Annotated in this window: 9 protein-coding genes; 2 read left to right on the top strand and 7 right to left on the bottom strand. The window is 46.5% G+C overall.

The window, feature by feature from the left end; genetic code table 11:
- Positions 1-197: 197 nt before the first annotated feature.
- On the bottom strand, positions 198-2,984 hold the full coding sequence (locus tag KUA50_RS12405) for a beta-glycosidase (protein WP_218455798.1): 2,787 nt from the start codon (positions 2,982-2,984) through the stop codon (positions 198-200).
- Positions 2,985-3,251: 267 nt separating this feature from the next.
- A complete protein-coding gene (locus KUA50_RS12400; protein WP_218455797.1) occupies positions 3,252-5,189 on the bottom strand; it encodes a DEAD/DEAH box helicase in 1,938 nt (645 codons plus the stop codon).
- A gap of 221 nt (positions 5,190-5,410) precedes the next feature.
- Here KUA50_RS12400 and KUA50_RS12395 point away from each other — a divergent pair, with 221 nt between their 5' ends.
- The gene (locus KUA50_RS12395; RefSeq protein ID WP_218455796.1) at positions 5,411-7,009 is read left to right on the top strand and encodes a DUF3843 family protein; all 1,599 of its coding nucleotides are present in this window, start codon (positions 5,411-5,413) and stop codon (positions 7,007-7,009) included.
- A 242-nt stretch (positions 7,010-7,251) separates the two neighbouring features.
- Here KUA50_RS12395 and KUA50_RS12390 read toward each other — a convergent pair whose 3' ends face one another.
- Positions 7,252-8,700 (bottom strand): AAA family ATPase, encoded by a 1,449-nt coding sequence (locus KUA50_RS12390; protein ID WP_218455795.1) that lies wholly within the window; start codon positions 8,698-8,700, stop codon positions 7,252-7,254.
- Between the two features lie 132 nt (positions 8,701-8,832).
- Positions 8,833-10,017 (bottom strand): alpha/beta hydrolase family protein, encoded by a 1,185-nt coding sequence (locus KUA50_RS12385; protein ID WP_413777465.1) that lies wholly within the window; start codon positions 10,015-10,017, stop codon positions 8,833-8,835.
- Between the two features lie 452 nt (positions 10,018-10,469).
- On the opposite strand from KUA50_RS12385, the gene KUA50_RS12380 reads away from it, so the two are divergent.
- The gene (locus KUA50_RS12380) at positions 10,470-11,003 is read left to right on the top strand and encodes a TIGR00730 family Rossman fold protein (protein WP_218455794.1); all 534 of its coding nucleotides are present in this window, start codon (positions 10,470-10,472) and stop codon (positions 11,001-11,003) included.
- Between the two features lie 43 nt (positions 11,004-11,046).
- On the opposite strand, the gene KUA50_RS12375 is transcribed toward KUA50_RS12380, so the two are convergent.
- The 3 genes from KUA50_RS12375 to KUA50_RS12365 all read right to left on the bottom strand — a co-directional run bounded on the left by KUA50_RS12375 (position 11,047) and on the right by KUA50_RS12365 (position 13,501).
- Positions 11,047-11,217 carry a hypothetical protein gene (locus tag KUA50_RS12375; protein WP_218455793.1) on the bottom strand — a complete coding sequence of 57 codons (171 nt, stop codon included), beginning with the start codon at positions 11,215-11,217 and terminating at the stop codon, positions 11,047-11,049.
- 144 nt (positions 11,218-11,361) lie between these two features.
- The gene (locus KUA50_RS12370; protein ID WP_218455792.1) at positions 11,362-12,549 is read right to left on the bottom strand and encodes an FprA family A-type flavoprotein; all 1,188 of its coding nucleotides are present in this window, start codon (positions 12,547-12,549) and stop codon (positions 11,362-11,364) included.
- A 13-nt stretch (positions 12,550-12,562) separates the two neighbouring features.
- Entirely contained in the window at positions 12,563-13,501 is a 939-nt protein-coding gene (locus tag KUA50_RS12365) for a carbohydrate kinase family protein (RefSeq protein ID WP_134842538.1), read from the bottom strand.
- Between the last annotated feature and the right edge of the window lie 194 nt (positions 13,502-13,695).

Genomic DNA, 13,695 nt, shown 5'->3' with positions numbered 1-13,695 from the left:
TCTCTGAATCAACAGAGATGATATAAAGAGGTTTATCCTGGGATAAAGAATTGTCTCAGGATGATATAAAAAGAGCGGAAAAACAGCTGTTAACTCCTGGCTTTCCGCTCTTGTTTTATTTAATCTTTCTATTCTTATTATCTTGCTGATTTTCAGTTTATTTTTATCTTAAAGATTCGCAACTTACAGAATTCCTATTAATATTGCGAGATATTATTCAGCTCCTTCAATAAAACCTGACGAGGCTTTTCGGCGAGTTTCTTCTTCAATTCAGCCACCGTTATTTCTGCAGATGGATTGAAATCGGCAGAGCGCATATAGTTCAGTACACTCTGATAGAAAGCCTTGCCTTCTGGATATTTCGAAGCCTTCTCCAAATCGCTCATGCAAACGAGCAACTTGCCCTTGCCTACTTTCCACTCCATTACAAGCCCCAACTTATGGTTGCGCTCGATGTTGTCGATGACTTGAACGATAGGCTTGTAATCCTTCGGGAAGTTGTCGAGCACCAAAGGATGCGACTCCTTGATGACCGGGAACCACTGCCAGTTAGTGTGCATCTCCGTAGGGAAATCTCGGAAGAGCGGATGCTCAGGACGAGTCAAGATACCCAATGTACCAGGAGAAACCTTTTTCTTGTTGTTCTCACAAATGGTCTTGAACATACGATAGTTCCAATAGTCGGTTTGGAAGAGACCGCCAACCGTATAAGGAGTGGCATTGCTGGCTTGCGAAAGAGTATCATCCGAAGCCACGAAATGATTCGATGTCGTAGGAAACCAAAGTATCTTTGCTCCCTTTTCTAGTTTCTTGACGACATCGGAAGTCAAATCCTTGGCAATAACGACCTGCTTTTTCAGATAGTCGATATTCTTTGGGGTCGTATAAACCCAAAGGTCGTAAGTATTGGAATATCTTGTCGCATCAAGTTCACCTTCATATATATACAAGGAGAGGGTCAGTTTGCGAGAACCCACATACACGTCCAAGCACTTACCATCCCCATCGTCAATTCCGTTGGCTTTCACTTTCATCTTATGAACGATCTCGCCAACATCCATCCATCCCTCCTCGTCGGTATGGATAGTTATCTCGCCTTGTGCCAAAGGAGAAGGCTGATTCAAATGAGTAAGAGTTTCGGCTACACTGGACACGTTTGGATAACGTTCGTCCTTGGCATAATCCAACTTCCATTCCACTTTCTTGCCCTTCAAAGACTCTCCCCCATAATTGGCGATTTGAATCTTCGCCTTCATCGTGTCATTCTCCTCATAGCAGAATCTGTCTGTCACCAACAAAGGCACCACTGGCGAACACCACTGAGACCATTCATCAGCCCGGACAAGTCCCTTGCTATCCATAAAAGCATCGAGGATTCCCACATAGGCACTACCCTGTCCAGGATAATCCTGAATGTCGAGCAGTTGGAAGCCCGCCATATTCTTGGTTCTCAAATCCATCTCTATATCGGCCTTATAGAGTTTCACGCTCCATAAGCCCGATGCCTTGTGGAAATCATCCGCTTGCGAGAGCATACCTGCAGCGGCGAGACGCTTGCGGAACACTTCCAGGTTATAAGGATAGAGCACACCTTTATACTTCTTGATTTCATTGAAATCAGGATAGGTCTGAAACTGGCCTGTTTCGTGAGAGATGATTGGGATTCCTGCCTTATCGCAAGCTTCATCAAAGTTCATCGTAGAGTTCGGACGAAAATGATTGATCATTCCTCCATCGTAGGCGTCTGCAAAGGAGAAGGAGCCACGGGTATGGGTATTGTATTTTCCCCATCCCTCGCCTCCGATGCGGCAAGTGGTGAAGTAATCCATTCCCTCTTTTACTCCCTGATAACCGAGATAGTAATTGCTTCCGAAGGTATAGTATTTATCGGGCGCAATCTTGCGGAAATCATCCACAAACTCCTTCATCTTGTCGATGTCGCCCCAGAGTTCATTGCCCAGCGCCATCATGCGGAAAGAAGGATGATGACCGTACTCCCGCAGGATATTCACGCCCTCCTGATGCAGGAAGGTCATGAGTTTCTCATCCTTCTTATCGAAAGAACCCCAGAAAGGCAATTCCGGCTGGAGATAGATACCTAAGCTATCAGCTGCCACGAAAGCCGCCTCTGGCGGGCACCAGGAGTGGAAGCGCACATGATTGATGCCATACTCCTTACAGATTCCGAGATACTTCATCCAACCTTCCACGCTCATTTCCACATGTCCCGTTAGCGGCCATACTGCCGCATCATGCTTGCCACGAAGAAATATCCTATGACCATTGGCGTAGAAGTGGGCACCCTCAATATGGAAATCCTTAGCGAAATCAGGCATCTGAAGGACTGTAGAAGAAACTACAGAACTACTAGGGATTGCTCCTGTTAGAGTTTCTGCAGATTTGCTCTCTACTGAGCTGGCTAGCAGAAGTTCAATCCTTCCGATAATTCCATTCCAGTTGGTCTGCGTATCTTCCGTATAAGCATGGCTGGAGCCGTAAACCTGCTCTGGCACACCTTTCCCATTATCCACCACGATTTCCAGGAAATGCTTGCCCGGCTTCACCTTCTTTGGCAAAAGATAGCGCTGGGGAGTAGAGATGAAATTGCAGGAATCCACCAGTTCTCCATCCACATACACCCATGTCGGTCGGGTACGTTCCAGGAAGAGTTCTGCCGATTTCTTCTTCCAGTCCTTCGGGATATTGATTGTTCTCGAATATCTTGCAGCTCCTTTATAGGCATAGAGCCTCGTAAGATGCGTTGTTTCCATCGTATCTTTCGGAGCGAATCCCAGATGGTTCGTGTCGATGGTACCGGGAAGGAAGGCACGCTTCACCTCACCCTGCGATGCATGCTTACTCTTGGCAAAAGCACTACCGCTCTTTCCCAACTCTACATTCCATTCACCAGCGAGCGAAATGCTCTGTGCTTGCAAGCCAAGACTTACTAGTCCCAGACAAGCGATAAGAATAGATTTCTTCATTTACTTATTACAGAATATTTTTAGGGGTTAAAACTGCGTACAAAAAACATACAAATATTTTAGGCTTGATAAGACTGTCAGAAAGTTGCTTCAATAATTCCATATTTCTTGCCTTATTTGATATTTACGGCTGCAAATATACAAAAATTGCGATAAAAACACCGCAATTTGCTAAAGAAATTGCTGTATTTTTACCGCAAATATGGATATTGCATCAAAACATCCCTTTGATGCAGACTTTCATCTTATTATAAATCGCTGCCTAAATTACTTCTTTTTAGGACGGCGGCGAGCCCAACCTTCTTCCTCGAAGTTTGGCTCCTCGCCCTTGAATTTCACATTATCATTGTTCTGGAAGAACTGACGCCAGTCGCCTGTTTCCTCTTCACGACGCGTTTTCTTTCCGCCACGGCTTCCACGACCTCCACGCTCAGAACGAGCATCATCAGAACCTCTGCGCCCACGGGAACCCTTCTCTGCAGAACGACCGCCACGACCACTTCTGCCCTCAGCATCACGGCCACCACCACGGGCTGCTCTGCCATGACCTTCCTCGTCAGCATCATTACATCTTACGGTTCTGCCCTTATACTCAGTTCCGTTCAAAGCCTTCATCACGCGCTTCGCATCTTCCTCAGGCACCTCGATGTAGGCAAACTTACTCAGCAGGTCGATGTGACCCACCTCCTGGCGACCCTTCACGTGCTTGTTCAGATACTGCATGATTTCGCCCGGATAGAAACCATCCGCCTTACCCAGATTGATGAAGAGGCGCTTGAAACCAGCCTCAGTCTCATGCTTTCTGCGACCATTGGAAACCTTACCACGCTCGCCACGGCTTCCACGACCTTCTCCGCTACGTGAACCCTTGCCGCTCTCTGGCTTCACAATCTCTGGAGCATTCTTGTAGTAATCCAGGAACTTACCGAAGGTGATGGTTACCATCTTCTTGATGATGTCCTCCTTGTCGATGTACTCAAACTGGCGGTTGATTTCTGCCATGTATGGTTCAATCTGATCCTCGTCCACATCGGTCTTCATAATGTCGTCCATGGTCTTGAAGAGCTGCTTCTTGCAGATTTCCTCTGGGGTAGGCAAAACGCCGTCCACGAACTCCTTACCTATCTGCTTCTCAATCTGGCGAACCTTGAACTTCTCTCTGGTATGGATGATAGAGATGGATGTTCCCTTCTTTCCGGCACGACCGGTACGACCGCTTCGGTGGGTATAACTTGCCACATCGTCAGGCAAACCGTAGTTGATGACGTGAGTCAGATCGTCAACATCAAGACCACGGGCAGCCACATCGGTAGCCACCAGGAACTGAACGGTATGGTTGCGGAACTTCTGCATGGTGAGGTCACGCTGCTGCTGACTCAAGTCGCCGTGCAGGGCTTCTGCATTATAACCATCCTTAATCAACTTATCTGCAATATCCTGAGTCTCCAGCTTGGTGCGGCAGAAGATAATCGCAAAGATGCGTGGATAATAATCGACGATGCGCTTCAAGGCAAGATACTTGTCCTTGGCATTCACAAGATAGTAGATGTGATTCACGTGCTCGGCACCCTCGTTACGAGAACCTACCACGATTTCCTTGTGGTCGTGCAGATAGTTGAGGGCAATCTTCTCAATCTCCTTACTCATGGTAGCAGAGAAGAGCAATGTGTTTCTATCCTCTGGCACACTCTCGAAGATGGCATTGATGCTCTCCGAGAAACCCATGTTGAGCATCTCGTCAGCCTCATCAAGCACCACGTTATTGACGTGCTCCAACTGAGCCACACCACGATTAATCAAATCGAGCAGACGACCAGGGGTAGCCACGATAATCTGCACACCATGCTTCAGGGTGCGAATCTGGCTTCCGATGTCGGTACCGCCATAAACTGCGGCAATATGCAAACCGTCGATGTACTTGGCAAAACTGTTCAAATCGTCTGCTATCTGGAGGCAGAGCTCACGTGTAGGACTGAGGATGATAGCCTGTGTCTGCTTGCTATCAGCATCGGTTTTCTGGATGACAGGAATACCATAGGATGCGGTTTTACCCGTACCCGTCTGCGCCAACGCAATCACGTCGTTCTTATTACCAAGCAAATATGGGATTACTTCTTCCTGAACTGGCATTGGATTCTCAAATCCAAGCTCTTCGATGGCACGGCGAATCTCTTCGCTCACGCCCAATTCTTCAAATGTCTTCAAATCTTTTTAACCTTAATTCATGTATAATCAAATAGAAGGCCGAATTCACCCTCCCAGCCATGAATTAGGGTGCAAAATCCTTCTAAAACGCTTGCGGCAACCATATAGTTTTATTAAGATTGCCTAAATTCGGGTGCAAAGTTACGAAAAAACTTTGAATTTCTTGCAGATTTCTCCATTATTTCATTACCTTTGCACGAAATAACAAACAATCGAATGATATGAAAAAAATAATTTTCACTCAAGAATGGATGGCAATGCATCCATACGAGAAACCTAATGAAGTGGATCAATATTATACGGAGTTATCCAATGAAATATACCACGCCCTCGATGATGCCTGCTTCACGCATCAGTTCAAAGACGTGGAAGATGCCAAGCAGCTCGCCCTCTGCATCGCCGGATATTTTGAGGACGTGCTCTCCGGTACTTGTATCTGGAAGACTTTCACCGCTGAATGCAAGAAGCGATATGGTTCATACATCCCTTTCTATGAGAACGAAAAGGAGTTTGTCAAGAACTCTCTCAATGTAGATGATGCGCCATACGATCCGGACGAGATCAACATCTCCGACATCAAGTTCCTGTGCTGGCACCATTACCAGCAGAGTGCCTACATCCAGGAGGCCGTACCTTTCCTCTTCAGTACGATGGAACTGGCAGCCAAACTGGTGTATAATCTTCTCGACAAGGAGTATGAAACTGCACCGGAAAACGAGCGCCTGCGTGAATTTCTCTGCGAGTTGCCTACAGCAGAAGACAAGTTCCTGGAATACAGAGACGTGCTGGCATGGTTCCACTATAACTGCTTCTTCAACATCAACAATCTCAAGCGCCTGCAGTTCGAACTCGAAAAGCTCGCCCGCTCTCCACAGGGCTTCAATGAAATCATCGCCTACTCCATCCAGATAGAGCACACGATGAACAGTCGCAACAATCTTCTGGCTCTCACCTCTGCTGAATGGCTTGCCAAAATCAGCGAGCATCATCCTGCCCACAAACTCTGGACGGACATCGATTACAAGGGAACCAGAGCCTTCAGAATGATGAAAGAGGATGAGAAATTCTTCTATCTGAAGGATTTGTATGAGGAGGAAGATGATCCGGAGAAGACCTCAAAGGAGAATCAGGAGAAGGCAGAAGAAGGAAGCCTCATCAGAGTGCTCAAGGAATCTACCAATATTGGGGATGCTTCTTCCTTCCTCAGCGGCGAGAATGTGCTCGTATGCAATCTCTTCCGATTTGGTGGAGACTGGTGGCAAACCGGTGCTCTCCTCGATCCTACTTATAAAGACAACAAGGCTCAGATAGAGGCTGAAAGAAATGTCCAGAAACACAAGAAGAGCATCCACGACTACAACCTGCTCAAGCAGAATGGCTATGGAGACAAGTTTGTGTTCATCGAGGATGTCAAGACGATGAAGGAATTCCTGAAGAATATCGGTTTCGAACTGCCTTCCAACATCAGTTTCCCTCAGAAATACGAAAAGGGAATCATCGTGTACGGAAGTCCTTATACGGGCATCAACATCAGCTTCGGAACCGCCCATTGCATCGCTTCGCCTGAAAACCCATACTACAATGCCGAGCGTGCAGCAGAGGACAGTTTCAATATCATCTCCGGCAATGGTCTTCCTTTCCCTTACGAGATTGTTTGCAAGCTGATAGAAAAGGGAATGCTTCCTGATGCCAACATCTTCACCAGCCGATATGTGAAGGAAGAGGGACTGAAGATTACTCAGGCCAATATCCAGTTCCTTGCCGATTACTATCTGATGGGCAGAAAGGACAAGGACTTGTCGCCTGAAGAATTGTGGTAAAGATTGATTTCGTATATTCAAAAAGTTCACTACGCTAACGGCATTTTTTAAGGGGTTAGCGTAGTGGACTTTTGATCTTTAAGAGAAGAAAGAGCGGAAAAACAACTGTTAACTGTTGACTCTGTTAACTTCAGTTGTTCTTCCACTCCTTTTTTATTTAGTAATTTCTCGGTTAATTATTCCAAAATCACTAATTTAAATTTTGCTTGCACTAAGGAAATACAATAGTCATAAAGCCCATGTTATTCTACTTTGAATAAATCATCCAGTACCACCTCGTTCTGAATGTTTTGCCAACCAGCATTATGCTCCACTCCATACGAAGTTATCATCGAAAGATGGAGAGTCTTCTTCGTACCTGTCGCTTGCTTAAACAATTCCCTGCGCTTGATCAACCAAGCCGCATAATCGGGAGTGATGGAATAAGGATGATTCACGAACTTCATCTCACAGAGATTGATGGTCTTGTCTCCCCTATCTATTATCAAATCTATCTGTGCTCCTAGTTGCTTATTGCCCTCTGCATCCGTAAAAGCACGGCACGACCACGTGCAGATATTCGACAGAATGCCACCAATTCCCAACTTCCTCTTGATTTGAGGAATATGATGCAGACAAACCTGCTCGAAAGCATAGCCCTCCCAACTGGAAATATCCATCTGCCGATGGCTCCAATAATGCTCGTCTTCACCATGATAGTTCTTCACATACTTCAGATAGAAGAGCGAATACAGGTCGGTCAATTGATACATAAAATCCCTATCCGTCTTTCCAAAAGCCGAATACTTGCGGATGAAATCGCAGTTGCATAAGTCGGAGAGCACGGTAGATACATATCCAGAATCCTCCACCTTCAGCTCCTCTATCAACTCAGGTCGAGTCATTCCCTTCAGTTTCTTAGTCAAAGTCTCCACCACCCTTCTATAGAGCGTGGACTCCTTGAAGAGCGATTTAAAGAGGAAGCCATATTCGCTTCTCAAAGGGGCACTGGATGAGAAGAAGAGTTCATCGATATTCTGAGCCACGCTCAGCGAACGATTCAGCATATTGAGATAAAAAGGTGTTCCACCTATCGCCATATACAACTCGGCTATCTGGAAGCGCTCCATTGAGAATCCTCTTGAAACCAGGAACTCCTCCGTCTCTGCCAGATTGAAGGGACGGAGATAGATGGAACGAGTCACACGATTGTGCAATCCGCCCTTATTGCCCAGCAAAGTATTCGTCATCCAGGTGGTTGCCGAACCACAAACTATCAGTTTCAGATTGTCCTGCTTCGAAGCCCACTCGTTCCAAAACAATTCGAAAGCCTTGAGAAAGCGAGAATAACGGGTGTCAAGCCAAGGCATTTCATCAAAGAACAAGAGCACTGGTTTTTCCTTTTTTAATGTCTCCAGATACTTGCGAAGCATAAACAGAGCCTCCATCCAGTCTTTGGGAGTTTTCTGCTCCTTATGAGAATAAAATTCCAGCTGATGGACAAAGTTTGCCAACTGCTCCTTACGGGTACCCTCATAGATACCCGTCATATAAAAGTCGTACTTATCGCCAAAGAACTTATCGATAAGATAGGTCTTACCGATACGTCTTCTGCCATAAACAGCCACGAACTCCGCCCTAGGAGATTCGTAAATTTCCTGCAACAGAGCCATCTCACGCTGTCTTCCTATAATTCCATTAATAGTAGCCATACTTGCAAACTTTATATTTTGTTGGGTGCAAATATACAACTTTTTCTCGGGGAACACAAGCAAAAACGCAAAAGTTTACTACGCTAACGGCATTTTTTAAGGGGTTAGCGTAGTAGACTTTTGATATTTTCCCTATTTCAGATTCTTATCCAGAAACTCCAGCATTTTCTCCTGCGCCTTCAGTCCGCAGGAATGAGGAATGTCCCAAAGCTCCGTATCCAGCAGATTATCAGCCCCCTGACTCTTCCAAACCTTGTGCATTTCGGCGAAAGCATCCTTTACGCCGGGCACTGGGAAAAGCTTATCTTTTGTGCCGCTGATGAAGAGCATCGGTTTCGGACAGGCGAGGGAGGCGATGTGAGGATAGTCGAGATACTGGCGCAATCCAGGAAAGCAATTCGCAAAACCACCATTCTCCTTTCTGCCAAAACGTCTGGTAAGCTGAGCATCGGTGGTTATCATCCAGCAGATGGAAGCACCCACCCTGATTCTATCCGATAAGGCAGAGAGCATCCACGAACGATAGGCTCCCATCGAACAGCCCACGCATCCGATACGCTTCGCATCCACCATCGGCAGCGAAGTCAGGAACTCGGTACTGGCCATATCGTCGTAAGTCATGAAGGCAGAGAGGTCTCTACCCAACATCATCATATTGCCGGCGATGAGATCGTATTTATTTCTATCCACGCCCTCCTTTCGTCCTCGTTCGCCCCACATCGGCGCATCAATCGAGAGCACCACATAACCGTGCTTCGCCAGGTAATCGCCCACATACTGACCATCATAAAGCTGATTGACCCAAGCATCTGCATCATCCAAAATCTCCTGACAGAGCGCCTGCTTCTTCCGTCTCTCGTTTTCTTCCTTTATATTTGCAGTTGATTCTTCCTTGTTTTCTTTCAGCTCTCCCTTTCTTTCTCCCAGCGCTTCTTTTCTTTCATTCTGCGCTTCCGTTTTTGCTTCAGAAATATCCTTGTTTTCTCCCCATTCTTCCTTTGTAAAGAAAGGGCGAATCATCTTCTCCTTTCCGATAAAGAGATGGGCACCATGGTCGTGGAGCGCCACTACGGCAGGAAATTTCCCCGCTTTCTTATTCTGGGCAGAAAGCTGCAATCCAACTTCTGCATTCGAGTTCTTCCCTGCTTCTGCATTCAAAATCTTCTCTGCTTCTCCATCCGGAATCAGGAGATAAGCCGTAATGCGGGAATAGGCGTTGATATTGAAGGCGATTTTCTGCGCCTTATATCCGTCTCTCTGTTCCTCGCCGAGCACTTCCATATCCCAAGCCACAGCCGCCTTCGGAGGCGTCATCATGCATTCGAATACCTTCTCTCTTGCCGCCTTCTTCCACTTCTTGAAGTTTCTGAAAGGACTGTTGCCCCAAGCCATCGGATAGGTCAGTTCCTTCTTCAGTTGCTCCACGTAGGTAGGAATTTCTCCCTCCCATTCATACTTCTCCCGCTTCTGAAGTTTTGGCTTCTGAGAGACCTGTGCAAACGCTACAGACGCCTGCAGCAATGCGATGATGCTATATGTGATAATCTTTTTCATTCTCTTGTCTTGTTTATAAGAAATCTATTGTCCTGTTTATAAGAAATCTATTTTTGTTTATCAGATTAGTTATTGTTTGCAAAATTAAGAAATTATCCGCAAAAATAGATGAATAATCTCGATATTTTTGCGTATCTTTGCCTAAACATCAATAAATAATGGATAAGACATCAATAAATAACAGATAAAACATCATAATCATAGAAGATAAAGACATGAAAATAGCAGTTTTTTGTTCAGCGAATAAGAATATCGACCCGGATTTCTTCACGATAACAGAAGAGATGGGAAAGTGGATGGCAGAGAACGGCCACGACCTGGTTTTCGGCGGATGTAACTCCGGACTGATGGATTGCATAGGCAAGGCGGTGAAGGCGCATGGCGGCAGAACCATCGGCGTGGTTCCTACGCTTGTAGAAAGAGGCGGCAGAACCTTCCCTGACCTCGACATCGAGATTCCGTGTGATAATCTCAGCGACCGCAAGGACCTGATGCTTGCCCAGAGCGACCTCTTCGTAGCCCTTCCTGGCGGCGTCGGCACCCTGGATGAAATCTTCACCATCGCCGCCGCCCACACCATCGGCTACCATCACAAGATGGTGATTCTCTACAACATGAAGGGCTTCTGGAACTCCACCATCGCCCTGCTGGACGATTTGGCAGAGAAAAGCATGATTCGTGGCGATTGGCGAGATGTGATTGAAGTGGCGGATAACCTGGAAGAATTGACAAAGCTCTGCGAGGGATAGAACCCTCTATGGAATAGATGAAGAAAGAGCGGAAAAACAACTGTTAACTGTTAACTCTGTTAACCCCAGTTGTTCTTCCGCCCTTGACATTTTCTTCAAGACAATCTAACTCTTCCCCAAGAGGAAAACGGCGAATACCGGTGATAATCTTTATCATTCCATTGCCTTCTGCCGAGATGAGCTTTTTCAAGTATGCTTTACGTTCAAAATACATAGTTTATGACGTTTTTTTGTGTCAAGACACGATTTTCTGTCACAAATATACGCTTTTTACTTGATAACGCCAAACTTTTCCATCGATTTAACTCTTTAGAAACATAAAAAGGGCACGATTGCTCGTGCCCAATAGATTCTGATTTTATTCTGCCAACAGCTTCTCGGCCATTGCCTTACCCAGCGCCTCGCACTGCGCCTTTACCTCTGGAGTAATCGCCTGCTTCATATCCACTGGCTCGCCTACTGGCTCATAGTGAAGCTTGGTTTCGTTCCACTCCTGAATCTTAGCCACTGCCTTGCTTGCCCAGCAATGAGAACCGTACCAGCCAAGAAGGTGGTTCTTGACGTCCTTATTGGCAAGCTCGGAGAGGAGAACCTCCATCTCGTGATAAAGACCGGCATTGTAGGTTGGAGCACCCACGATGAGACCCTTGTAGCGGAAAATGTCGCGCAGGATGTAACTGTGGTGAGTCTTCGAGATATTATACATCACGATGTTCTTCACGCCTGCCTTGCTTGCTGCACGGGCGATGATTTCGGCCATACGCTCGGTGTTGCCATACATCGTGCCGTAGCAGATAACGAGGCCCGGCTCCGTCTCATACTTCGACATCTTATCATACATGCCGATAACCTTCTCAATATGCTCGTGCCAAACCGGACCATGGGTTGAGCAGATGTAATCCAGCTCCACGCCAGCCAACTTCTTCAACGCATTCTGAACAGGGATTCCATACTTACCCACAATGTTTGAGTAGTAGCGAACCATCTCCAGCCAGAAAGTCTCGCAGTTGATTTCCGTATCGATGATTCCGCCGTTCAGCGCACCGAAGCAGCCGAACGCATCACCTGAGAAGAGCACCTTGTTCTTTGCATCGAGGGTTACCATGGTCTCTGGCCAGTGAACCATAGGGATGAGAACGAAGCTCAGCTCGTGGTTGCCCAATGAAAGGGTTTCGCCATTCTTCACCTCTACCACATCGTCGGTAACGCCATAGAAGCCTTCCAGCATACCGAGAGTCTTCTTGTTGCCCACGATCTTGATATTAGGATAATATTTCTTGATGAGGGCGATAGAACCACTGTGGTCAGGTTCCATGTGGTTGATGATGAGGTAATCGATTTCGCGGTCGCCAATCACCTCGTGGATATTCTCGAGAAACTGGGTGAAGAAATCCACCTCTACAGTATCTACCAGTGCCACCTTCTCATCGTCGATGATATAAGAGTTGTAGCTCACTCCGTTAGGCAGAGGCCAGAGGCCCTCAAAACGATGCTTGTTGCGGTCGTTTACGCCTACATAATAAATTTTGTTTGTAATCTCAATCATAATATTTGTTTTTTTACTTTTTTACCTTTTTACACCGCTCTCCGAATTCCTTGGAAACATAGTTGTAGATGTCCTTGCAGCATTCGGCAGAGAACTCCTGGGCACTCTTCAGCAAACTGTCCCATTGCGCCTCGGTCAAACCGTGGTCGATGTCCTCGCGAGTGATTCCATCCTTGATCAGTCCGAATACAAACCCGGCATTGAAGTTGTCGCCAGCACCGATGGTGCTCACCGTCTTCATCTTCTCCGAAGGATAACTCTTGGCAAATCCGTTCTCAGCACGCACCTCCACCGGGTCGGCACCCTGGGTGCAGATGAACTTCTTGCAGTAGAAGCTGATTTCGGCATTATACACCTTGTCTGCCTCCGGTTTTTTATAGAGGATTCCGAAGTCTTCATGACTGCCGCGCACGAAATCCGCCATCTCTAAATTCTCTATCAGATTAGGCGTAATCTTCATGATTTCGTTCTGATGAGAAGCACGGAAATTCACGTCGTAATAGAGGATGGCTCCACGACTCTTGGCGTATTCCAGGAAGCCAGCCACCTGAGGACGAACCACAGGATTCAGGGCGAAGAACGAACCGAAGAGTACGATGTCGCCAGCATTGATTTCGGGAGTAGCAAACTCCAGCTGGTCGTGTGGATGATCCTTGTAGAAGATGTAGTCAGCATTGTTGTTCTCATCGAGGAAAGCTAATGAGAGAGGCGATTTCGAATCAGGGAAGATGCTCACATTGTCGGCATTCACCCCATTCTCCCTCAAAAACTCGATGACATACTCGCCGATACGGTCGTTGCCTGCCTCGCTGATAAACGAAGTATTCACGCCCGCACGCCCCAAAGAAATGACGGCATTAAACGACGAGCCACCCGGCACCGCTTCTATCGGCTTGCCGTTCTTGAAGATAATGTCCAGAACGGTCTCTCCTATTCCTATAACCTTGCGCATTGTATATTTCTGTATCTTGTTAAAAACTATATTCTTGTTAAAAAACTATATTCTTGTCCAACCGGAAACGATTCTTTCCTGACCGGGAAACAGTTTCCTATCCGATGAAGAATTGGAATCATTTCCCGCCCAAAATTCCCCGGCAGAATTAATTGCAGGCAAAGATAAATGTTTTTGGCGATAATGCAAAATAA

This window comes from Segatella hominis (assembly GCF_019249725.2).
Lineage (GTDB): Bacteria > Bacteroidota > Bacteroidia > Bacteroidales > Bacteroidaceae > Prevotella.
This window is presented reverse-complemented; position numbering and strand designations above follow the sequence as displayed.